Source organism: Intrasporangium calvum, assembly GCF_028446585.1.
Classification (GTDB): Bacteria; Actinomycetota; Actinomycetes; order Actinomycetales; family Dermatophilaceae; genus Intrasporangium; species Intrasporangium calvum_A.
Genome location: NZ_JAPFQL010000023.1, coordinates 1 through 22318, shown reverse-complemented (window position 1 = coordinate 22318; position 22318 = coordinate 1). Strand labels below are relative to the sequence as shown.

The 22318-nt window shown below is 70.9% G+C and carries 17 protein-coding genes; 6 read left to right on the top strand and 11 right to left on the bottom strand.

What is annotated here, in order from left to right; translation table 11 throughout:
• The first annotated feature begins 29 nt into the window (after positions 1-29).
• Positions 30-1127 (top strand): AI-2E family transporter, encoded by a 1098-nt coding sequence (locus OO014_RS07165; protein WP_272461606.1) that lies wholly within the window; start codon positions 30-32, stop codon positions 1125-1127.
• Between the two features lie 156 nt (positions 1128-1283).
• Here the strand turns inward: OO014_RS07165 and OO014_RS07160 are convergent, their stop codons facing one another.
• From OO014_RS07160 to OO014_RS07150, 3 genes are all read right to left on the bottom strand, one after another.
• Positions 1284-2840 carry an acyl-CoA synthetase gene (locus tag OO014_RS07160; RefSeq protein WP_272461605.1) on the bottom strand — a complete coding sequence of 519 codons (1557 nt, stop codon included), beginning with the start codon at positions 2838-2840 and terminating at the stop codon, positions 1284-1286.
• A 163-nt stretch (positions 2841-3003) separates the two neighbouring features.
• Positions 3004-4026 (bottom strand): AraC family transcriptional regulator, encoded by a 1023-nt coding sequence (locus tag OO014_RS07155; protein ID WP_272461604.1) that lies wholly within the window; start codon positions 4024-4026, stop codon positions 3004-3006.
• A 243-nt stretch (positions 4027-4269) separates the two neighbouring features.
• Positions 4270-5082 carry a sigma-70 family RNA polymerase sigma factor gene (locus OO014_RS07150; RefSeq protein WP_272461603.1) on the bottom strand — a complete coding sequence of 271 codons (813 nt, stop codon included), beginning with the start codon at positions 5080-5082 and terminating at the stop codon, positions 4270-4272.
• A 240-nt stretch (positions 5083-5322) separates the two neighbouring features.
• On the opposite strand from OO014_RS07150, the gene OO014_RS07145 reads away from it, so the two are divergent.
• The gene (locus OO014_RS07145) at positions 5323-5694 is read left to right on the top strand and encodes a hypothetical protein (RefSeq protein WP_272461602.1); all 372 of its coding nucleotides are present in this window, start codon (positions 5323-5325) and stop codon (positions 5692-5694) included.
• A 60-nt stretch (positions 5695-5754) separates the two neighbouring features.
• Here the strand turns inward: OO014_RS07145 and OO014_RS07140 are convergent, their stop codons facing one another.
• The 3 genes from OO014_RS07140 to OO014_RS07130 form a co-directional block, all read right to left on the bottom strand.
• Positions 5755-6879, bottom strand: a complete 1125-nt coding sequence (locus OO014_RS07140; protein WP_272461601.1) for a carboxylate-amine ligase — start codon at positions 6877-6879, stop codon at positions 5755-5757.
• A 148-nt stretch (positions 6880-7027) separates the two neighbouring features.
• A complete protein-coding gene (locus OO014_RS07135; protein ID WP_272461622.1) occupies positions 7028-7903 on the bottom strand; it encodes an SDR family oxidoreductase in 876 nt (291 codons plus the stop codon).
• Positions 7904-7932: 29 nt separating this feature from the next.
• The gene (locus tag OO014_RS07130) at positions 7933-8967 is read right to left on the bottom strand and encodes a TIGR03885 family FMN-dependent LLM class oxidoreductase (protein WP_272461600.1); all 1035 of its coding nucleotides are present in this window, start codon (positions 8965-8967) and stop codon (positions 7933-7935) included.
• A gap of 157 nt (positions 8968-9124) precedes the next feature.
• On the opposite strand from OO014_RS07130, the gene OO014_RS07125 reads away from it, so the two are divergent.
• The 4 genes from OO014_RS07125 (at position 9125) to OO014_RS07110 (ending at position 17527) form a co-directional block, all read left to right on the top strand.
• Positions 9125-10810, top strand: a complete 1686-nt coding sequence (locus OO014_RS07125) for an alpha-amylase family protein (protein WP_272461599.1) — start codon at positions 9125-9127, stop codon at positions 10808-10810.
• A 136-nt stretch (positions 10811-10946) separates the two neighbouring features.
• Entirely contained in the window at positions 10947-14441 is a 3495-nt protein-coding gene (locus tag OO014_RS07120) for an ATP-binding cassette domain-containing protein (RefSeq protein ID WP_272461598.1), read from the top strand.
• Positions 14442-14588: 147 nt separating this feature from the next.
• The gene (locus OO014_RS07115) at positions 14589-15026 is read left to right on the top strand and encodes a DUF6098 family protein (RefSeq protein WP_272461597.1); all 438 of its coding nucleotides are present in this window, start codon (positions 14589-14591) and stop codon (positions 15024-15026) included.
• 83 nt (positions 15027-15109) lie between these two features.
• Positions 15110-17527, top strand: coding sequence for a TIM-barrel domain-containing protein (locus OO014_RS07110; RefSeq protein WP_272461596.1), 2418 nt, complete (start codon positions 15110-15112; stop codon positions 17525-17527).
• Between the two features lie 163 nt (positions 17528-17690).
• Here the strand turns inward: OO014_RS07110 and OO014_RS07105 are convergent, their stop codons facing one another.
• The 5 genes from OO014_RS07105 to OO014_RS07085 all read right to left on the bottom strand — a co-directional run bounded on the left by OO014_RS07105 (position 17691) and on the right by OO014_RS07085 (position 22036).
• Entirely contained in the window at positions 17691-19112 is a 1422-nt protein-coding gene (locus tag OO014_RS07105) for an FAD-dependent oxidoreductase (protein ID WP_272461595.1), read from the bottom strand.
• A gap of 47 nt (positions 19113-19159) precedes the next feature.
• A complete protein-coding gene (locus OO014_RS07100; protein ID WP_272461594.1) occupies positions 19160-19987 on the bottom strand; it encodes a hypothetical protein in 828 nt (275 codons plus the stop codon).
• Between the two features lies 1 nt (position 19988).
• The gene (locus OO014_RS07095) at positions 19989-21218 is read right to left on the bottom strand and encodes an NRAMP family divalent metal transporter (RefSeq protein ID WP_272461593.1); all 1230 of its coding nucleotides are present in this window, start codon (positions 21216-21218) and stop codon (positions 19989-19991) included.
• Entirely contained in the window at positions 21215-21652 is a 438-nt protein-coding gene (locus OO014_RS07090) for a hypothetical protein (protein WP_272461592.1), read from the bottom strand. The genes OO014_RS07095 and OO014_RS07090 overlap by 4 nt, the downstream gene beginning before the upstream one ends.
• Positions 21653-21763: 111 nt before the next feature.
• A complete protein-coding gene (locus OO014_RS07085) occupies positions 21764-22036 on the bottom strand; it encodes a DUF7218 family protein (protein WP_272461591.1) in 273 nt (90 codons plus the stop codon).
• Positions 22037-22318 lie beyond the last annotated feature (282 nt).

Sequence of the window (22318 nt, the reverse complement as noted above, 5' to 3'; positions counted from 1 at the left end):
CCGGCGAGCGGTGTGGGAGAGTTCGCGTCATGAACCTCCCGCAGCATCCTGCGGCGGATGCCGGCCCGTGGCACGACCGGCTCGGGCGCGCCGCCATCCGCAGCCTGCAGGTCCTCGCTGTGCTCACGCTGCTCGTCATCGCCGTCTGGGTCGGCGTGCAGCTGCGCCTCGTCGTGGTGCCGCTGCTCATCGCCGTGCTCATCGCCGCCGCGGCGAGCCCGATCGTGGCATGGCTCAACCGCCGCGGGCTGCCCCGAGCCCCATCAGTATGGGCGACGCTGCTGACCGGATTCGCGATCTTCGGTGGGCTGATCTGGGCCGTGGCCAGGGCGGCGCAGGACCAGTGGAGCGAGCTGGCCGACGGTGCGAGCAAGGGCGTGCAAGAGCTGGAGCGGTTCCTCGCCCAGTCACCCCTGGGCCTCGACCGCAAGCGCATCGAGGAGCTCTGGGCCCAGGCGAGCGAGTTCCTCGCCGGCCCCCGCGGGCAGGGCGTGATCACGGGAGCGACCCTCGTGGTGGAGATCCTGGCCGGCATCTTCCTCGGGCTCGTCCTGCTCTACTTCCTCCTCAAGGACGGCGAGCGGATCTGGACCTTCCTGCGCCGGGAGCTGCTCCCGGAGCGGCACGCCCACCGCTTCGACCGGGTCGCGGAGGAGGCCGTGTCCACGCTGGGCGGCTACGTCCGGGGAACCGCCCTCATCGCACTCGTCGAGGCCACCCTGATCGGCGGGAGCGTGGCGCTGCTCGGCGTGCCGCTGGCCCTGCCGATCGCCATCGTCGTGTTCATCGGCGCCTTCGTCCCCCTGCTCGGCGCCACGACCGCCGGCGCCCTGGCGGCGCTCATCGCTCTCGTGAGCAACGGCATGGTCGCCGCGCTGATCCTCGTCGCCGTCGTCATCGTGGTCAACCAGCTCGAGGGCGACGTCCTCGCCCCTTACGTCCTCGGCAAGACGCTGTCGCTGCACCCGCTCGCCGTGCTGCTCGCCCTGTCCATCGGGACCATCTCGGCCGGCATCATCGGCGCGATCCTGGCCGTCCCGTTCGCCGCCGTCACGTGGTCCGCGATCACGACGTGGCGCAGCGTCGAGGATCTCGAGCCTGAGGATCTCGAGCCCGAGGAACTCTGAAAGCAGGCTTCTCCCGCGCTGTACTGGAGGCTTCCGATGAAAGGAAGCGCCATGTTCCAGGACACCCAGGCCTGGTTCACCGACCCCGCGGGCAACGTCCTGTCCGTCATCGAGGCGCCCGGACCCTGAGGAGCCCTGCCCTCCTGAGCCGGGTCTTCAGGGCAGGTGGTGCCGCAGGTCGCGGCGCCGCGGCTTGCCGTTGCCCGTTCGCGGGAGGCAGTCGACATAGACCACCTCGCGGGGCCGCTTGTAGGCGGCCAGGTGCTCGGCGGCATGGGCGAGCAGGGCGGCCGCATCCACGCCGTCCGGGTCGTCGGCGTCCACGGGCACGACGAACGCCGCGATGATCCGCACCCCCTCGCGGACCTCGACCTCGGTCACGGCGACCTCCGCCACCGATGGGTGCCGGATGAGGCAGTCCTCGACCTCGAGCGGCGAGACCCGGTAGCCCATCGCGTTCATCACGTCGTCGGCGCGCCCGTGAAACGTGACGTAGCCGTCGGCGGCGATGTCGACGAGGTCGCCCCCGACGAACCAGTCACCGCGGACGACCTGCGCCTCCTCCGCCGGCCGCCGCCAGTAGCCCAGCATCAGCCCGGGGTCGGTGCGGTGCACGGCGAGCAGCCCCGTCTCCCCGGGCGCCAGCGGCTCCGCGCCGCCGTCGGTCGGCAGGACCGCCACGCACCGACCGGGCTGTGCCCGGCCCGGGCTGCCCGGTCGGACCGGCACGGTCGGGCCCGACGAGATGAAGGTCGACACCTCGCTCATCCCGAGCGCTTCATACAGCTCGAGGCCGGTGCGGTCGCGCCACTCCTCGAGCAGCGCCGGCGGGAGGGCCTCCCCGGCGGTGACACCGTGTCGGAGGGAGCCGAGGTCGTGACTCTCCAGGGCTCCACTGCGGAGCAGCTGGCGGTACACGCCCGGGACCGCCGCGAAGATCGTCGCGCGGTGCGCCTCGATGAGCCGAGCCCACACGCCCGGATCACGGGGACCGTTGTGGATCAAGGCGGTTGCCTGCCGCGACCACGGATCCGTGAGGCCGACGCCGAGCGTGTAGGTCCAGTTGAAAGCCCCTGCGTGCAACAACACATCGGCCGGCCCGAGGCCGAGCCACGCCTCGTGCATGGGCCGGCGCCCCCACGCCGAGCGGTGCGCGTGGAGAACGCCCTTCGGGCGGCCGGTCGTCCCCGACGTGTAGACGAGGAACGCCGGGTCGTCTGCCCTCGTCAGGCCGTATGCCGCTGGGCTCGCTTCCGCACGCCAGCGCGCAACGTCGTCGGGCGAGACCCGTGCGACTCCGGGAGGCAAGGGGACGGCGAGCGCGTCACTCGTGGCCACCGCTCGAGCCTCGGCGTCGTCGATGAGGAACTGGACCTCCTCGGCGGTGAGCTGGGGCGACGTGGGAAGCGAGATGATCCCGGCCGCCATCGCGCCGAAGTGCAGCAGGGCGTAGTCGCTGGTGTTGCCGAGCCGGATGAGGAGCCGGTCGCCCGGCTCCAGGCCGAGGCCGAGCAACCCGGCGGCGACCGACCGGACAGCCTGGTCGAGCTCGGCGTAGCTCCAGCGCTCGGCCCGGTCCGCCGGCCCGTCAGCGTCGTGGACGACGACGAGCGCGTCCCGGTCCGGGGCGGATGCTGCGCTGCGACCGATGGTGAGCTCGGTGAGGTTGAGCCGGTCCGGTGCGGGCTCGCCCGTGTAGCCCTCCAGTTCCATTCCGCCAACCTAGAGCCAGACCTTGGGGACGGATGACGCACCTACCGAGAGTCAGTCACCCGGTTTCATGCTCGAAGCCGACCCCGTCACGCCGGAAGTTCTGTCATCTGTCCCGGAACGCGCTCCCTGCACGCCCACGAACGGCGTGCAGGGAGGCAGGGACTCAGCTGGCCAGGGTCTGGCTGGGCGCCTCGCCGTAGGCCTCGCGGTAGTAGGACGTGAAGCGGCTCGACCCGCTGAAGCCCCACTTCGAGGCGACCTCGGTGACCGTCAGGCCGTCTGCGGCAGCGGCACCGGCGAGCTCGTCGTGCACCCGAGCGAGCCGGACCCGACGCAGGTAGGCCATGGGTGTCGTGTCGAGGTGGCGACGGAACGCGAGCTGGACTGCCCGTGGCGTCACTCCGGCCGCCGCGGCGATGTCGGCCACGGTGAGGTCGTCGTGCGCGTGCTCCTCGATGAACGCGATCGCGTCGCGCACCGTCTCCGCCGTGACCGGCAGGTCCGAGACCGGGGCTGCCGCTGCCTGCTCGCGCCGCACCGACTCCATCGTCGTGTTCGGGAAGGTCGCGAGCGCCACTGCGGCGAGGAATCGGGCCGACTCGCCCACGACGAGCGGTGTGACCGGGAGGCCGGGGCCTCCGACCAGGGTCCGCTTCACGTGGGCGACGGTCTCCTGCCAGTGCACCTCGGCGGCGCGGCTGACCGGCCGACTCCCCGTGAAGACGACGTCGGTGACGCCGGTCGTCGCGGCGGCGATGTCGCGGACCAGAGCGAGGTCGAGGCGGACGCAGTGGGCGCGGGGCTCGTCGCCGGTCCAGTCAATTCGACTGGTCTCGGCGGCGCGGACCACGCAGACGGACTCGCCTGGCCCGACCTGCTCGACCTCACCGGCGGCGTCGAGCCGGATCAGGCCGCGCTCCCCGGTGAGGAAGAGCACGGAACCGGCCGGCTCGTTGTCGGGTCCGGCGGGGCCCAGCTCGGCGGAGAGACCCGCTCCGGAGAGCAGGTCGATCGAGAACCGTCCTGCGTCGGTGTGGTTCAGCGAGACGTAGTACCCGTCAGGGCAGCCAACCACGCGAAGCGGGACACCGAGCTCCTCCGCGCAGATCCGCTCGATCGCGGCTGGGCTGGTCGCCGTGAGGGTGACCTTGTGGATGGCGCTCGTGGTGCTGGTCGATAGGGACATGATCAACTCCGAGGCTGTCGTGTCCAAGGGCCGTGGTTTGACCCATCAGCAGCCGTCTCCGGCCACCAACTCTCCGACCTTATACCACTCCGCCGTGGAAAAGCATCTTGGCTCTCTGCGAACTGGGTGGCACGTCACAGATACCGAGCCCGGGCGACCTCCGGCGCGGTGGACGCGGTGAACGCGCCGACAATGCGTCGGCGCGTTCACGCGTCCCGGGTGCTCCGGGGAACGGCGGGCAGATCAGGCGGCGACGGCCTGACGCACGTCGTCGACCGTGACGCCCATCTTGGCGCGCAGCTTCTCGAGCACGGCGCGGACGAGGCGGGAGACCTGCATCTGGCTGACGCCGAGCGCCATCCCGATCTCCTTCTGCGTCATCCCTTCGACGAAGCGCATCTGGAGCAGCTCCCGGTCCTTCTGCGACAGGCTCGCCAGCGCCGCACCGAGGGAGACCCGATCCGCAGCGGACTCGAGCTCCTCCTGCGGCTCGGCCAGGCTCTCGGCGAGGGAGCGGGACTCGTCGTCGCCGAAGGTGAGGTCGAGCGACAGCGGGTGGTAGCTGTGCTCCGCGGACAGGCACTCCGACACCTGATCGGCCTCGACGCCGACCTCGTCAGCGAGGTCCTGCGTCGTGGGCGTGGTGCCGTGCTCCTGCTCCCAGTGCTCGCGCGCCAGACGCAGGACCGGGCCGAGCTCCTGGAGCCGGCGGGGTGGGCGCACCATCCAGCCGTGGTCCCGGAAGTGCCGCTTCAGCTCGCCCGAGATGGTCGGGAGGGCGTAGCCGATGAACGACGTGCCGGGTCCCGGCTGGTAGCGCTTGATGGCAACGCAGAGCGCGAGCCGCGCGACCTGGACGAGGTCCTCGGTCGGGATGCTGCGCCCGGCGTATCGGGCGGCCACGCCGTCACACAGGTCGAGGTGGAGCCGGACGATCTCTTCGGTGAGCCTTTCGCGCTCCGCGCAGTTCTTTGTACGCGAGAGCTCGAGGAGCAGCTCCTCCGCCTTCCGGTCCCTCTCGACGAATCGGCCACGGCGGCCGATCGGGGTGGGCATGGTGGTGGGGGTAACGGACTTCATGCGTGACATGACTCATCTCCTGCGATGCGGGTGACGGAGTCAGCTCGTGGTTGAACCGCTCAAGAAGTCCCTCCAACCATCTCGGTTCGCCGCGGGGGTCGACCACCACGGAAACGAACACTTTCCGAGAGCGCACCCTCCCAAAAACGAAAGGCAGGGCCGTGATGCCGTGGTTGAGGCGGGTATGCGCCCACGAAACGGACGAGAGGAGTCGTCGTGAGCGTGACCAGCTTCCAGGACCTGCCGTTGGCGGACCGCGACCGCGAGTGGGACGGTGACGCAGCCGAGCGGAGGGTGCGCGAGTGGGCTGGCGCGGAGGACGGCCCCAACGAGAAGTACCGCGACGCCCACGTCTGGTACGACGCCGACAACAAGGAGAACTTCAGCGCCTACAAGCTGCTCATTGCGGACGTCGTGGACAGCCGGCTCACGGCAGTGCCACGCGGCGTCATGGCGGCCGCCGCCGTCATGCAGGGCTCCCGCGGCGGGGTCGACCTGCCGGAGAAGGACCGCGACCGGGTGCGCAGCCACCTCGCGAAGTACTACGCCAAGTGGGACGAGAAGGCTCCTTGGGAGCGGGACGAGTGAGAGAAAGGGGTATGCCGCTGAGCTGAGTCCCGCGGCACGGTCCCTTCCAGCCCTCGGGACTCAGTCCTCCTCCTCCTGCCCGGCGGTGACCCGAACTGCCTGAGCGACGACGTCGATGAGCTGGCCGGTCCGCTCCATGGTCCGCGTCTGGAGCTGGGCGCCGTTGCCACGCGTGCGAATTCGCTCCATCCCCTCCTTGACGAGCTCCACGTCACCGGACTCGGACAGCGCCGGCCGAATGTGCTCGACCAGCTGGTCGAGGACGTCCCAGGCGGGCCGGGGACGGTAGGTGAACGGGTCGAGCAGCCGCCCGGCCGTCCCCTCCCGCGCTGCCTGCCACGTCGCGAGGCGCACCATCGTGGTCGGCACGTCCGGCACGGGAGCCGATCGTGCCCACTCCCGCGCCGCGGTCTCGACGAGGCCGCGGCACAGCGCGGCGAGGAGCACGGAGTCGCTGGCGCGCAGGCACACGTCGGCCGCTCGGATCTCGATCGTGGGGTAGTGCTGGCTCAGCCGGGCGTCGAAGTAGACCATGCCCTCGTCGAGGATGACCGAGGACATCGTCATGTCGCGCACCATGCGCTGGTAGGCCTCGGCGGAGCCGAAGATCTCGGTCGGACCGTTGGACGGCCACCGCCCGAACGACTGCGAGCGCCAGCTGGCGAATCCCGTGTCCTCGCCGTTCCAGAAGGGCGAGTTCGCGCTGAGGGCGAGCAGGGTCGGCAGCCAGACGCGGACCCGGTCGAGGACACCGACACCCTCCTCGTCGGACTCGATGGCGACATGGACGTGCAGGCCGCACGTCAGGTGCTGGCGGGCCACGATCTGGTAGCGATCGTGCATCCACGCGTAGCGGACCGACTCGACCGGCAGTGGCGTGACGGGAAGCGGAGAGGTCCCGAGGGCGGCCACGCTCGAGCCGACCTTGCGCGCAGCGGTGTAGGCCTCGCTGCGCCAGTGCCGGACCTCACGGTCCAGGTCGTCCAGGGACTCGACCGGCGCGGTGTGCGTCTCGATCATCTGCTGCTGGAACTCGCCCTCCAGCGCCCCGTGGACACCGAGCCCCGCGACGGCCTGCTGCTGCATGGCGGCGCGCAGCACCAGCTGCCCCGACACCGACTTGGGCCGTCCATTCTTCACGTCGACGAGGAGCATCTCCTCCTCGACCCCAACCGTCCGAACCATCCCGACCTCCAACCACGGGGCCTCCGCCGACCGGCACTCCCAACCCCAGGGGCAGGACCACGGTCGGCTTCGCCGCTTTTGACATTACGCCTGAAGAGCACCCGGTGCCCGTGCGCTGGGACCGAGCCCAGCGGCATACGACCTCGTTCTAGAAGACCGCTCCCCCTCCGGTGACGCCGAGGACGGTCCCCGAGACATAGCTCGCGTCCGAGGGGGACGCGAGGAAGACGAAGGCCGGCGCCACCTCACCCGGCTGGCCCGCCCGACCGAGCGGGGTGTCCGAGCCGAACGTCTCGATCTTCTCCGTGTCGCGGGTCGCGGGCTGGAGCGGCGTCCAGATGGGTCCCGGGGCAACCGCGTTGACACGAATCCCCTTGGGCCCCAGTGACTGCGCGAGGTTGACCGTCAGGTTGTTGAGGGCCGCCTTGGTGGCGGCGTAGTCGAGCAGCGCGGGTGACGGGTCGTAGGCCTGGATCGATGTCGTGTTGATGATCGACGACCCCTCACTGAGGTGCGGGAGGGCAGCGCGGCACAGCCACAGGACTGCGTGGAGGTTGGTGCGCATGACCCGCTCGATGTTGTCGTCGGTCAGCGTCTCCAGCCCCTCCCCCGGCCCCTTGTCCCAGTGGAAGCCCGCGTTGTTGACGAGGATGTCGAGTCCACCCAGGCCCTCCACCGCCTCGGCGACGACCCGGTCACACGTCTCGCGCTCCGTCAGGTCAGCCGGGACCAGAACTGCCTTCCGGTCCGCCTTGTGCACCCACGCGGCGGTGTCCTCCGCGTCCGACTGCTCCTCGGGCAGGTAGCTGATGGCGACATCGGCACCCTCCCGGGCGAACGCGATGGCGATCGCGCGCCCGATGCCGGAGTCACCCCCGGTGATCAGCGCCTTGAGACCCTCGAGCCGGCCGTGGCCGACGTAGGACTCCTCGCCGTGGTCCGGGACGGGCTCCATCCGCGTCGTCAGGCCCGGTGGGTCCTGCTGCTGGGGCGGGAAGCCGCCCTTGTCGTCGGTGCGCACCATCGAGGCGGCGTGCTCGCCGATGCTGCTGGTCACGAGCTGCTCCTTCCGGAGAGGTCGGCGGTGCTGGACTGCGGGAGGGCCTCGGTGCTGGACTGCGCGAGGACCTCGGTGCTGAACTGCGGGAGGACCTCGGCGCCGAAGGCGTCGATGAACGGTGCCTGGTCGGTGCCGACGAAGTGCACCATGACCGCGTCGAAACCGTCGTCGAAGGCCTGACGGATCCGGGCGGCGTGGGACTCGAGGTCGGCCGAGACGTGCACGGCCCGTCGGACGTCCTCCTCGGTCACGTGCCGGCCCAGCTCGTCGAACGCCTCGACGGAGTCGGTGTCCCACGCGACCGGCGAGCCGAAGACGTTGCTGCGCCACTGCCGCATCGCGATGTCGAGCGCCTCATCCTCCGTGCGAGCCCAGCTGACGTGCAGCTGGAGGCGGGCCTGGCCCCGGCCGCCGGCCTCGCGGTAGGCCTCGACGGCCTTGCGGTCGCCGCCCTCCTGCTGGTTGACGGTGATGACACCGTCCGCCCAGGTGGCGGCGCTGCTCGCCGTCGGGGTGCTGACGGCTGCGGCGACCAGGTCGGGGCGGGCCGCCGGGCGCGACCACACCTTGGCCCGGTCCACCGTGATGAGCCCGTCGTGCGAGACGCGCTCCCCCTCGAGGAGGCGCCGGATGACATCGGCGCACTCGACGAGCCGCTGGTCCCGCAGCTCCTTGCGCGGCCAGCCGTCTCCCGTGACGTGCTCGTTGACCGCCTCACCCGAGCCGAGGGCGGCCCAGAAGCGGCCCGGGAACATCTCGGCCAGGGTGCCGATCGCCTGCGCAGTGATGGCCGGGTGGTAGCGCTGACCGGGGGCGGTGACGATGCCGAAAGGGAGCTTCGTCGCGTTGAGCGCGGCACCGAGCCACGACCAGGCATAGCCGGACTGCCCCTGGTCGGTGCTCCACGGCTCGAGGTGGTCCGAGCACATCGCCGCCTGGAAACCCGCCGCCTCCGCGTGCTTGACGTCCTCGAGCAGCTGGGAGGGGGGAATCTGTTCGTGCGAGCAGTGGAAGCCGATGGTGGGCATCCGAATCCGTCCTTCGTCGAGGTCGTCGGGGATCGTCGGGGGTCGTCCCGGTCGTCGAGCGTGCAGCAGCCGTCTACCCGGCGGGGGACCCTGCAAAACCGCTGTGCCTGCCTGCGGAAGCGTGGTTTTGGAGCACGTTCGTGGGTAATCGGCCCCCATGCGGATGAGCCAGACAGGCGACCTGTGGTGGAAGACGGCAGTGGTCTACTGCGCCGACGTCCAGACCTTCTACGACTCCGACAGTGACGGGATCGGCGACCTCCGAGGGATGACGGAGCAGGTCGAGTACCTCGCCGACCTCGGCATCACGTGCCTGTGGCTGATGCCGATCTACCCGACGCCCTCCAAGGACGACGGCTACGACATCACCGACTTCTACGGCGTCGACCGGCGGCTGGGGACCCACGGCGACTTCGTCGAGCTCGTCCGCACGGCGCGCGCGCACGGCATCCGCGTGATCCTCGACTTCGTCATGAACCACACGTCCGACCAGCACCCGTGGTTCAAGTCGGCCCGACGGAGCACGGACGCCCCGTTTCGGGACTGGTTCGTGTGGAGCCCGACCAAGCCGAAGACCAACCCCAAGGACGTCGTCTTCCCCGACAAGGAGGACAGCATCTGGGAGCTCGAACCCAAGACCGGCGAGTACTACCTGCACCACTTCTACAAGCACCAGCCCGACCTCAACGTCACCCACCCGGGGGTGCAGGAGGAGATCGCCCGCACCCTCGGCTTCTGGCTCGAGCTGGGGGTGTCCGGCTTCCGCGTCGACGCGGTGCCGTTCCTCTTCACCCCGGACCGGGTGCCGGCGGACCACCACCACATCCGGTTCGACCCCAAGCGCTACCTCGCGGACGTGCGCAAGTACGTCACGCGGCGTGTCGGGGACGCCCTGCTGCTCGGCGAGGTGAACCTGCCCTACAAGGACCAGAAGACCTACTTCGGTGGCGCGGACGGCGACGGGCTCAACATGCAGTTCGACTTCGCGGCGATGCAGGCCCTCTACCTGGCGCTGGCCCGCGAGGACGCTCGACCCATCGAGGGAGCGTTGCGTCGGAGGCCGGCGCTGGACGTCACCAGCCAGTGGGCCAACTTCGTCCGCAACCACGACGAGCTGACCCTCGACCAGCTGACCGACGAGGAACGCCAGGAGGTCTTCGACGCGTTCGGGCCTGAGCCCGGCATGCAGCTCTTCGGACGTGGCCTCCGGAGGCGGTTGCCGTCGATGCTCGGTGGTGACGGGCGTCGACTGCGACTCGTCTACTCGATCATGTTCTCGCTGCCCGGGACGCCCGTGCTCTTCTACGGGGAGGAGATCGGCATGGCCGAGAACCTCGATGTGCCGGGCCGGCTCTCGGTCCGGACCCCGATGCAGTGGGGTGATGACCCGAGCGGTGGCTTCAGCGACGCCCCTCCGCGCAAGCTGACTCGGCCGATGCCCGATGGGCTCTACTCCCCCGAACGGGTCAACGTCGCCAACCAGCGCCACGACCAGGACTCCCTGTGGTGGTTCATCCGCAACCTCATCCGGCTGCGCCGGCAGTACCCACAGCTCGGCTGGTCCACGGTCGAGGTGCCTCGGACGAAGCCGCGGAGCGTCCTGGCGCACCTGGCCAAGGAGGAGGACGGTTGGACCATGCTCGCGCTGCACAACCTGGCTCCCGAGAGCGCGCTCGTCGACGTGTCGGTCGGCGAGGTGGAGCCGGGCTCCACGCTGTACGACTTGCTCAACGACCGGAGCGAGCACCCAGTGGGCAAGGACGGCAGCGTCCAGATCGAGGTCGAGGGCTACGGCTACCGTTGGCTCCTGCTGCACCGACCGGGCGACCGCCCACCCCAGTGACCGCCGGCCCCCAATGACCGCCCGGTAAAGGGGATGGGCGGAAAACCGGAGGCGAAGTGTCAGCGTCCGTCAGTACCGTTTGGTGATTGTGACGATGACGAGGGTGGGGTTCGAAGATCCGCGGGGGACGCAGCCGATGAGGGATGAGGTCCAGGCTCCCGCGCCGCTCGCTCATGTCCCGGAGGACCGCGTCCCGGTCGACTGGCGACGCGTCCGCCGACCGCTCACCGTCCTCTGCTTCTCGATGTCCCTGCTCGGTGCCGTCGCTGCATCGCTGGGGACCATGGTCGCCGGCCGCCTGGCCGAGAACGCCACCGCGGCGCTCGTCATCCTCCTCGCCCTCTGCGTCGTCGGCGGCGCCGTCATCGACACCGTCGCGAAGGTCATCTGGGCGACCGTGTGCGACCGGGCCGAGGGCCAGCTGCGGGCCGACCTGCTCGATGCGGCCATGGCCCAGCCGCTCTCCGAGCTGTCCGAGCAGGCCGTCGGCGAGGTGCTCGACCGCATCGACGACGACACGTGGGAAGTCGGCCAGCTGATGCGGTGGGGTGTCTGGCAGGCCGTGCGGACCCTGCTCGCCGCCGGGCCGCTCTGGGTCGTGGCCAGCCTCGCCTGGTGGCCCGCCGCGTTCCTCTTCCCGCTGACCGGTTTCGCAGCCTGGTGGGTCGTCCGGAGGTTGCTGCCCCAGGTGGCCGAGCGCAAGGTGGTCGAGGAAGCAGCCTGGACCGACCATGCCGCCTCCACCGAGGAGGGCATCGCCGCCCGCGACGACCTGCGCACCGCCCTGGGCCAGGCGCACGTGCTCGGCCGCAATGCCCGGATGGCCGCCCGAGTGCACGCGGCCCTCGACCAGGTCCTCCAGGTCGAGGTGAAGATCACGCGGCGCAGTGGCGGGCTGCTCCACGGAGCCCTCGCTGCCGTGGCCCTGGTCGGCACGGCCCTCGTGCTGTCAGGTGACCTGTCGACGGCCCGGCTCGTCACGCTCTTCCTCGTCACCACGATGTTCGTCGGGGGCGTCGACATGCTCGCCCGTCACCTGCCCGACCTGCAGGAGGGCTTCGGCGCCGTGCTTCGGCTTCGCGCCATGCTCGCCGCGCCGGCAGAGCCGATCGGGGGCCGCCCGCTGCCCGACGGCCCGCTCGACGTGGAGTTCCGCGGTCTCGAGTTCAGCTACGACACGGGCACGTTCGCGCTGCGGGACGTCAACCTGCTCGTCCCGGCCGGCCACACCTGCGCGCTCGTCGGGCGCACTGGGTCAGGCAAGTCCACGCTCGCCTCGCTGCTCTCCCGCGCGGTCGACCCACCCGCGGGCACGGTGCTGCTCGGTGGGGTCGACGTGCGCGAGCTCGACCTGCAGCAGCTCAGGGCGGCCGTCGGCGTCGTCACCCAGCGCACCGAGGTGCTGGCCGGCACCTTGGCGGAGAACATGACGCTCTTCGGTGACGTCCCCCGCGGCGCCATCGAGGCGGCCGTCGCCGAGCTGGGCCTGACCGAGTGGGTCGCCGGCCTGCCCGACGGCCTCGACACGATGCTCGGTCCCGGCGGCACGACGCTGTCGGCCGGCGAGGAGCAGCTCGTCGCCTTCGCCCGTCTGCTCGTTCGTGACGTGCGCGTCGTCGTCCTCGACGAGGCCACCGCCCGGATGGACCCGGTCACCGAGGCCCGGGTGGTCCGCGCCGCCGACCGGCTGATCTCCGGTCGCACCGGCATCCTCGTCGCCCATCGCCTCTCGACCACGGAACGGGCCGAGCAGGTCGCCGTGCTGGAGTCGGGTCGCGTCGTCCAGCAGGGCCCACGGGACCAGTTGGCCGTCGAGGATGGCCCCTTCCAGCGTCTGCTCGAGGCGGCGGCGCACGAGGTAGCCGTCGAGGAGCACCACCACGAGGACGCCGCCATCGGCTCGGTGCGCCGCAGCACCACTCCCCCGCCCGCGCCGACGCTCGCCCCGACCCCCAGCCTGGCCCGGCAGGTCCTCCACACGGTCCGCATCCAACCCCAGTGGGGTCTCGTCGGGGCTGCGCTCTTCCTCGGCGCCTCGCTCACCGGGTCGTTCGGCGCTGTCACGGGCTGGATCTGGGGCCTGCTCGTCACTGACCTCCAGACCGGCGACCATCCCGCCTGGCTCGCGGTAGCTCTCGTCGGCTCCCTGCTCACCGGCCCGTTCCTCCTCTCGTGGGCCTTCCGGACCTACCCGCACTGGTGGGTGGAGGTCCGTCTCCGGGTTCGCGCCGCGGTGCTGGCCGGCCAGACGTCGCAGCGGCGGCTCGCCCGGACACCTCCCGGTGAGGTCGTCGCCCGCACGATGGACGCCGACCGGCTGGCGCGCTACACCGACCGCTGGGTCGACTTCGTCAACGGTCTCGCGGTGGCCTCGGTGACGGCCCTGATCGCCGGCACCTGGCTCGCCGGCGCGGTGCTGCTCGTGGTCATGGTGGCCTCGGCCCTGGCCTCCACGCTGGGGCGGCCAGTTGCCGGACGGTCGGCCGCGGCGGCCTCGACCGCGAGAGCCAGCTTCGGCCGCTCGCTCGTCTCGGCTCTCGAGTCGATCCGCACCGTCAAGCTCGCTGCCGCGACCCCCCAGGTGCACGAGCACCTCCGACGGGTCGACGGGGGCCGGGTCGACGCGGCCGTCCGCGAGCACCGGGTGCAGGCCCTGCTCGACGGCGTCCCGATCGTCATGGTGCAGTGCGGTGTCGTCGCCGCCTGGGCGGGCTACCTGCACGGCACGTGGGCGCTCGCCGTCACCCTGCTCGTCGCCAACGCAGTGAGCGGCTTCGACTGGTTCGGCCGGGTCGCCGGATCAGTCGTGACCGAGGCGCCCGGCGTGCGCGCCTGGATGAACGCCACGAGCAAGCTCGCCGGCGGCGGGGACCTGATGGACGTTCCGCCGGGCATGGACCTCGTGCACGGCACGGCCCGTGAGCCCGAGCCGGGCGCCGAGGATCCCCTGCGCAACCTGTGCCTCCGGGGACTGACGGCCATCCACGACGACGGCACGATCGGCGTCCAGGACGTCGACCTGTCCGTCGACGCGGGTGAGCTCGTCCTCCTGCTCGGGCAGGTCGGCTCCGGCAAGTCGAGCCTCCTGTCCGCGCTGGCCGGCCTGACGGCACACACCGGTCGGCTCCTGTGGAACGGCCGGGCCCTGACGGACCCGGAGATCGAGCTGCGGCCAGGCCGGGTCTCACACATCGCCCAGGTGCCGCGAGTTCTGTCGGGCACCTTCACCGACAACGTCGCGCTCGACCACGCCGCGAGGCGCGTGGATCCGGCGCTGGCCACTGCGCGCATGGAGCGGGACGTGCTCGAGGCCGGCGGGCCCGGCGCGCTCGTCGGCCACCGCGGGGTCCGGCTCTCCGGTGGACAGGTCCAGCGGCTCGCGCTGGCGCGTGCGCTGGCCTGCGATGCGGACCTCCTGCTGGCCGACGACGTCTCCTCAGCGCTCGATGCGGCGACGGAGATCGAGCTGTGGGCCGCCCTCCGGGCCGGTGGTGCGACCGTCATCGGCGCGACGAGCAAGGGGGCCGCGCTGGCGCAGGCCGATCGGGTCGTCGTCCTCGACGGGGGCCGTGTCGTCGACACGGGTGCGTGGAGTGAGCTCTCGCAGCGGTGGGGACACCTCGCCGGCTGACCCCCGCCCGCCACCCAAGCTCGAGTGGCCCCGCCATCCACAAGAAACTCGAGTGGCCCCGCAATCCACAAGCCGACCCGGGCTCACTGTGGATTCCGGGGCCACTCGAGGTGAGGGAGTGGGCGCCGGGTGGGGTATGGGGGTGAGGTGGAAACGATCGAGACCTTCGACGAGGTGGTTGAGCTCGCCCGACTGCGAGCCCCCCTCTACATTCGCTACTCGGCCGGTCCGGGAGAGGATGCAGAGCACGCCAGCGTGGACGTCGAGGCGGACGTCGCACTGCCCGGCCTGCCAGCCACGAGTCTGACTCCCGAGCCGTGGTGGACCCGGCCAGAGGAGGACTGGGTCGCCCGGCGTCTGTGCACCGCCCTCGAGTTCATCGAACCCGACCGCGCCGACCCGGACGGCGGGAGCGCCGAGCGTCGGCTCTGGCTGCTCAGCGGCGTCGTCGTCGGCTCCGGACCACATCACGAGCCGTTGATCGGAGCGCCCGAGCCAGTCGGCTGGGTGGGGCAGGGCGCGGTGGACGCGGCAAAGGAGCTCTACCGCACCCGGTTCCACGGCGCAGGCATGACGCCCGCCTGATCTCACCTCGACCGGGTTAGGTTGGAGGGGCAGACGACTCCGACCCCTACCGGCCCGTGTCCGGGCCTCGCAGGAGGACCAGCATGCTGCAGACCGACCACTTCGTTCGTTTCGAGCGCGTCACCTCCGCCGAGCGGACAGCGCACGGGATGTCGGCGACCGTCCACACGGAGCAGCTGCGCGTCGATCTCGTCCGCGACGACGTCGTGCGCCTGAAGATCAGCCGCGGCGGAGTCTTCGACGAGGAGCCGACCCACGCGGTGTGCACCGACCCGCTGGCGAATCAGGTCGAGTTCGGGTTCGAGCAGGACGGCGACCGGGTTCGTCTCGTCACCTCCGCCATGGTCGTCTCCATCTGGCTCGACCCCTTCCGGATCGACGTGCACCGGACGGACGGCACCCCGGTCATCGAGACGGCAGCCGACGCGGACGGGCACTACTGGGCCTACGCCACCCTCAACGACACCTTCACCGTCCGCAGACGTTGCGGCGGGGCCGACCGGATCTTCGGTCTCGGCGAGAAGGGTGGCCGCCAGGACCGCAAGGGCCGAGACTTCACGCTCTGGAACAACGACGTCCTCAGCGAGGTGGGCTCACAGGAGTTCACCGCAGGGAAGGAGCCCGGCGACCCCCGCGGGGACCGCACGAGCACGGAGTTTGATCCCTACTACGTCTCGGTGCCGTTCTTCTACCACCAGCTCTACCCGCACGGTCAGATGAGCGGCTCCTTCGTCGACAACGGCTATCGCGGCCACTACGACTTCACCGCGGCGAACGAGTACCGGATCAGCTTCGAGGGCGGCCAGTACACCGAGTACGTCTTCGCCGGGCCACACATGCCGGCCATCCTCAGCGCCTACACGGAGCTGACCGGCCGGATGTCGCTGCCGCCGATCTGGGCGCTCGGCTACCACCAGTGCCGCTGGCACAAGTACGACCAGGCCGCCGTCGAAGCGCTCGGGCAGCGGCACCGGGACGACGACTTCCCGTGCGACGCGCTGTGGCTCGACATCGACTACATGGACGGATACCGCGTCTTCACGTGGGACACCGAGGCGTTCCCGGACGGCCCCGGGATGGTCAAGCGCCTCGCTGAGCAGGGTTTCCGGGTCATCACCATCATCGACCCCGGGGTGAAGTACGAGCCCGGCTACCCGGTCTTCGACCAGGGCCTCGAGCGCGACCTCTTCTGCAAGACCGAGGGTGGGGACATCTACATCGGCCAGGTGTGGCCGGGCAACACTGCCTTCCCGGACTTCGCCACCCCGGAGGTCCGGGCGTGGTGGGGCGAGCTCAACGCCGCGCACGTCCAGTCCGGGCTCGCCGGGATCTGGAACGACATGAACGAGCCGGCGACCGGGGTCATCTCCTCGAAGCCGATGCGCTTCGAGCACGGCCGGCACTCGCACGACCGGTTCCACAACCAGTACGCCCTGCTCATGGCCATGGGCACGACCGAGGGCCTGCTCGAGGCCATGCCCGACCGGCGCACCTTCATCCTGTCCCGGGCCGGCTTCGCCGGGATCCAGCGTTACGCCGCCAACTGGATGGGCGACAACCAGTCCCGCTGGGACCACCTGTGGCTCAGCGTCACGATGGGCTGCGGTTTCGGCGTCTCCGGGCAGCCGTTCGTCGGCGCCGACATCGGCGGGTTCCAGGGCAACGCCAACGCCGAGCTCTTCCTCCGGTGGATGCAGTACGGCGCGCTGACACCCTTCTGCCGCAACCACTCCGAGACGGGCTACATCGACCAGTACGCCTGGGCCTTCGGCGAGGTCATCCACGACCTCGTCCGCGACGCGGTCCGGCTCCGCTACCGGCTGATGCCCTACATCTACGCGGCCTTCGTCCGGGCATCGGAGACCGGAGAGCCGGTGCAGCGTCCGCTCGTCTTCGACTTCCAGTACGAGTCCGCGGCAGCCGACCTCGACGACGAGTACCTCTTCGGCAGGGACCTGCTCGTCGCGCCCGTCGACGAGCCCGGCATGACCGCGCGGCAGGTCTATCTCCCCGCCGGCGGGTGGTACGACTGGTTCACCGACGAACCGCACGTCGGCCGCACCTACGTCATCGCGCCCACCCCGATGGACCGCATCCCCCTCTATGCCCGAGCCGGGTCCGTCATCCCCCTGTGGCCGGACGCCCCGCCCTCGACGGACGGCTACCACCCCGAGGTCATCGACCTGCACCTCTTCGTCCCGCTGGGCGACGGACGCTACGAGTCACGGCTCGTCGAGGACGACGGGCTCACCTTCGCGTCACGCGACGGCGCCCACCGGACCACCACGCTGACGGTCACCCGCACAGGTGACGACGTGACGCTGAGCGGTGAGGTCGACGGCGACGGCTACCCGGAGTTCCGACGGAGCGCCTTCCGACTCGTCCTCCACGGCGCTCGCCCCGCGACGGTGAGCCACGACGGTGTCGAGCTCTCCTCCACCGAGGGCGCCTTCCACCTCGACAACGACGGCGCCGACTTCGAGGTCCGCTTCTCGGTCTGACGTCACTCCCAACCCGGCCCACCGCCAGAGGTGGCGAGAAGGCGGAGCGAGCCCAGCGGCATACGACCTGATCTGCGGCAGCGCGACGTCAGCCGGGCGCGGGACCGTGCGACCGGCGGAGGCGGAGCCAGCGGAAGCCGTAGGGTGCGGTCACGCGCGACCCCTACCCGGCTTCGCCCACGTCGATCGGCTTGACGGCGGGCCCGGCGAGGACGGGCCCGTCCGAGCCGAACCGTGAGCCGTGGCAGCGGCAGTCCCAGGTCTCCTCGGCGTCGTTCCAGCGCAGGCGGCAGCCCATGTGGGAGCAGCGCGGCGCCTCGCGGCGCAGTTCGCCGGTGACGAGCTCGGCGGCGACCTTGACGTTGCCCTCGACGAGAGTGGGGACGGACCGCACGCCCTCGATGCGGCCCGCGTCGAAGATGTCCAGCCACGGCGTGTCGTGACCGGCGATGAGGTTGCTGAGGGCGATGCCTGCGGCGGTGCCGTTGGCGAGCCCCCACTTGCCGAATCCCGTTGCGACATAAAGGTTCTGGTGGAGCGGTGGCCGGCCGACGTAGGGCACCCGGTCGGGCGTGGTGTAGTCGTGCGCACTCCATCGGTGCGAGACCTCTGCCACGTCGAACGTCGCCCGGGCCCACTCCTCGAGCTGCGCGTAGCGAGCCTCGGTGTCGACGTCGGCCCCGACCTCGTGTCCCCCGCCGACGACGATGAGGCCGTTCGGCCCGCCGTCGGGCCAGGGGCGGGTGGAGTGGGTGGGCTCGTCCACGGAGATCGTCATGGCGGCGGGGGCCTCGGTGCGCAGCCGCACCGCGAGGCCGTAGGACAGGTTGGGGCGCGTGCGCGCGAAGTAGCCGCCGATCAGGCCGATCGGCAGGAGCGTAGCGAGCACCGCGTGCGTGGCCCTCACCTGGCCGTTCTCGGTGGTCACGACGACCTGTCCCCGCTCCTCGCTGACGTCGGTGACGCGCGTGTCCTCGTGGATGACGCCGCCGGCGGCGACGACGGCGTCGGCGAGACCGTCGAGGTAGCGACGCGGGTGCAGGTGCAGCTGATCGGTGAACAGCACGCCCGCGGTGATCGCGAACGGCAGGTCGGACTCGCTCACGAGGGACGCGGGCAGCGCCAGCCGGCGGGCAGCCACGGCCTCGTCCTCCATGGCCCGGATGGTCCGCGACTCGTCCGACGTCGTGTAGACGAGCGCGTCGGCGCGGGTCAGGGAGCAGTCGATCTCCAGCTCGTCGACGAGGCTGGCGACGAGGTCCATCCCCGCGCGGCTCGCGTCGGCGTACTGCCGCGCCCGGTCGTGCCCGGCCCACTCCACGAGGTGGGCGTAGACGAGGGAGTGCTGCGCGGTCACCTTGCCGGTCGTGTAGCCGGTGGTCCCGTCGCCGACGCGGCGCGCCTCGAGCACGACGACGCGGTTGCCGTCCCGTGCCGCGAGCAGCGCCGTCGTCAGCCCCGTGATCCCGGCGCCGACCACGACGACGTCGGCCTCAGCGTCGCCGTCGAGGGCAGGCGTGGGCTCGCGCCACCGCTCGGGGTCGTCGAGCCAGACGCTGTCGTGGGTGACTCCGTTGCTGCTCATGTCGCTGCCTTCCGAGGTGGGGATGATGCCGTATGCCGCTGGGCTCGCTACCCGGGTCGGGGAGCCGTCGCGTCGTGGTGGGGGTGACGACGCGCGCCGCTCCGGGTGACGACCACGCGCGCCGGTTCGGTTCGGATCTCGGTGATCTCCCCGACCGGGACGAGGACGTCGTGGCGCTGGAGGTGGCGGAAGGCCCGCCGCAGCAGGGCGGGCCCCTGGTGCGGGTCGGCGTGGTAGCCGAGCTCGGTGCCCAGCGGTGAGTGGGTGACCTGGAGGTGGGTGAGCGTCCAGCGTTCGTTGCCGATGCCGGTGTGCAGCTCGATGAGGTCGCCGAGGCGGTGGCCGTCCTCGTCGAGGACCGGAGCGCCCAGCAGGGCGCTGAGCCACTGAGCCCCCGGTGCGGGTGGGCGGACAGGCGGCTCGGTCAGGTCGGCGCGCGACATGGTGGGGGTGGCAGGCCCGTCGCCTGAGTCCAGCGCCTCGTCGTGGTCGCCGCCCTTCGCGCCGGGGATGCGCCCGACGACGTAGCGACGCAACCACCGCTCGAGTCCGAACGACCGCTGGAGCGCCTCGACGGCAGCCTCCGTGAGCTCCACGGGCGAGCCGAGGTCGGTGACCTGGGTGGTCGGCACCACGACCGGCTGGGGTTCGGAGCCGGTCGACAGCCTCCGCCAGACGGCACCGACCCATGCGCCGAGGCGGCCGGGAAGTCGCTGACTGAGGCCCCCGGGCCCCACGACCAGACCGGTGACGACGAACGCGTCCGCGGTCCAGCTGAGCTCGAGGTCGTCGACCTTGCCGACGAGCTCGCGCCGGGGCCCGACGATCTGGTGGTCGAGGACTCGCAGGACGAGGTCGAGGTGGCCGTCGCTCATGTCACTGCCCCGCTCTCGTCAGGACCATTAGCGGGATCGCGGCGACGGCAGCAACCCCCACGATGAACAGGTAGATCGTCCCCAGCGTGTTGGCGAGCCGCCCGTTGGCGTGGTCGCCCATATAGGTGCGGTCGTTGGCGACGACGAGGATCGGGAAGTAGGTGAGCGGCAGCGCCACGGCACTGAAGACGATCGAGTACTCCGTCAGCATGATCGGGTCCACCGTGGTGAGGAGCACACCCACGCCGACGATGGTGCTGAGGAGCACCACGGTGTGGAAGCGGGCGGCTCGGAGCGGCTCGACGAACTTGCCCCACTGCCAGCCGAAGTACTGCGCGATGCTGTAGCCCACGGACAGCCCCGTCTCGCAGGCCGCTCCGAAGGTGGCGGCGAAGAAGCCGAGCAGGAGGAAGGCAATCCCCAGCTTGCCGAGCGCCAGGCCGACGGGAAGCCCGAGCTGACCCAGCGTGTCGACCTCGATCGACTGTGGGAAGAAGGTGACCGCGGCCGTCGCCGCGATCGCGAGCGACAGCAGCCCCCCGAGCGGGAAGCCGATGAAGACGTTCGCGCGCATGGTGCCGAGGTCCTTCGCGGTCCAGCCCTCCTCGACGCCGCCACTGGAGAAGAAGAACACCTCGTACGGCGTCATGGCCGCGCCGAAGAGCGCGATGGCGTAGTAGAAGTACACGGCCCGGCTCTCGCCGTCGGGGAGCGAGGGGCGGCTGGCGGACTCCCAGAGCGCCGACCAGTCCGGGCCGAGCTGCCACAGCGCGACGGCGAAGACGATGAGGGCGAGACCGGCCAGCCCGAACGCGTTCTCCAGGACCGAGAAGCGCACGCGCCAGAGGACGAGCCACACGGCCGCTCCGACGACGGGGATCCAGAGGTACGGGTTCACGCTCGTCGCCAGCTCGAGCGCCAGGGCGACGCCACCGATCTCCGCGGTGTAGGTGAGCAGCGTGACCGCCATCGACGCGGCGAGGTTGAGCAGGCCCACCCGGGGCCCGAGGCGCTCGCGGATCAGGTCGAAGGTCGCCCGCCCGCTCACTGCCGCAACCCGCCCGCTCATCTCGGCGAAGACGCAGATCCCGACAATGCCGACCAGGACGACCCAGGCCAGCGACATCCCGAAACGCGCCCCCACGAGACCGTTGGCGACGAGGTCACCGATGTCGACGAACCCACCGATGGCGGTGAGGATGCCGAGAGCGATCGCGAAGAACTTCTTCACGGCAGGGTCTCGGCTTGCTGCTCCATGTCGTCCGCGACGTCCCGGAGCTGGTCGGCGAGGTCTCCCATCGCGCCGACGTCCTCGCGGCGGACAGCGATCCGGGCGTCGGCGAGCAGATCACCGGCCTCGGACAGGAGATCGAGCACCGTCCCGCGCAACGGGTCGACGTCTCGACCGGGCGGGTCGACCACCGCGAAGCTCGCGGCGATCGGGTCCAGGGCCTCTTCGGACTCGGTGACGACCGTGTCCGCATAGGCGAGGGTGATGCGATCGTGCACCCGAGCGTCCAGGGCCAGCGCCGCCACCCGCGCCGTCGAGACGGCGGACTCGAGCGCACCGACAGCGTTGTGCTGGTAGGCGCCCGTGTCCACGGCCGGGGCGACGCAGCCGGCCAGCACCACACACGCAGCGGGCGCCCAGCGCGGTGCCCTCATCGACGTCTGCCCAGCAGGGTGTGGGCGAGGAAGCCGAGGAAGGTCAGGAAGACGAGCCAGCCGGCCCCGAGCGCGAAGCCTTCCACCATGAGCATGGTGCGGCGTCCTGGCTCAGTGGTTCCGAAGGGCCTTGATCAGCTCGCCCTTGTCCATCGTGGACCGGCCCTGGATGCCGACCTCCCTGGCCCGCTTGAGCAGCTGGTCCTTGGTCCAGTCCTCGTAGTCCCCGGACTTGCCACCCTTGCGACCGACGGCGCTGCGCGACGTGTTGGCCGCTGCGTTGGCAATCCGAGCCGCCTTCTCCTTGCTCGCCCCGTCATCGCGGAGCGACTCGTAGAGCTCCTTGTCCTTGACGGACGGACCTGGATCACGACGCTGAGGCATGGTCGTTCCTTTCTGGGACACAGGTCGGCGACGGCTGACCTCTACCCACGCACCACCACGGCAACCGACACCACCGGCCAGAACGCTCCCCACCTCGAGTGGCCCCACTTTCCACAGGAGCCCGCCGGCGCGGGCTGTGGACGGCGGGGCCACTCGAGTGAGCGGTGGGCGCGGACTCCACCTCGAGTGGCCCGGGTCTCCACAGCCGTATGCCGCTGAGCCGGCTCCCGACGCCCGCGCGGGCTGTGGACGGCGGGGCCACTCGAGTGAGCGGTGGGCGCG

Bases quoted from the DNA above. Each gene is read 5' to 3' on its own strand.
- OO014_RS07165 (WP_272461606.1), top strand. From the start codon at position 30: ATGAACCTCCCGCAGCATCCTGCGGCGGATGCCGGCCCGTGGCACGAC.
- OO014_RS07160 (WP_272461605.1), bottom strand. From the start codon at position 2,840: ATGGAACTGGAGGGCTACACGGGCGAGCCCGCACCGGACCGGCTCAAC.
- OO014_RS07155 (WP_272461604.1), bottom strand. From the start codon at position 4,026: ATGTCCCTATCGACCAGCACCACGAGCGCCATCCACAAGGTCACCCTC.
- OO014_RS07150 (WP_272461603.1), bottom strand. From the start codon at position 5,082: ATGCCCACCCCGATCGGCCGCCGTGGCCGATTCGTCGAGAGGGACCGG.
- OO014_RS07140 (WP_272461601.1), bottom strand. From the start codon at position 6,879: ATGGTTCGGACGGTTGGGGTCGAGGAGGAGATGCTCCTCGTCGACGTG.
- OO014_RS07135 (WP_272461622.1), bottom strand. From the start codon at position 7,903: ATGGTGCGCACCGACGACAAGGGCGGCTTCCCGCCCCAGCAGCAGGAC.
- OO014_RS07130 (WP_272461600.1), bottom strand. From the start codon at position 8,967: ATGCCCACCATCGGCTTCCACTGCTCGCACGAACAGATTCCCCCCTCC.
- OO014_RS07125 (WP_272461599.1), top strand. From the start codon at position 9,125: ATGCGGATGAGCCAGACAGGCGACCTGTGGTGGAAGACGGCAGTGGTC.
- OO014_RS07120 (WP_272461598.1), top strand. From the start codon at position 10,947: ATGAGGGATGAGGTCCAGGCTCCCGCGCCGCTCGCTCATGTCCCGGAG.
- OO014_RS07110 (WP_272461596.1), top strand. From the start codon at position 15,110: ATGCTGCAGACCGACCACTTCGTTCGTTTCGAGCGCGTCACCTCCGCC.
- OO014_RS07105 (WP_272461595.1), bottom strand. From the start codon at position 19,112: ATGAGCAGCAACGGAGTCACCCACGACAGCGTCTGGCTCGACGACCCC.
- OO014_RS07100 (WP_272461594.1), bottom strand. From the start codon at position 19,987: ATGAGCGACGGCCACCTCGACCTCGTCCTGCGAGTCCTCGACCACCAG.
- OO014_RS07090 (WP_272461592.1), bottom strand. From the start codon at position 21,652: ATGAGGGCACCGCGCTGGGCGCCCGCTGCGTGTGTGGTGCTGGCCGGC.
- OO014_RS07085 (WP_272461591.1), bottom strand. From the start codon at position 22,036: ATGCCTCAGCGTCGTGATCCAGGTCCGTCCGTCAAGGACAAGGAGCTC.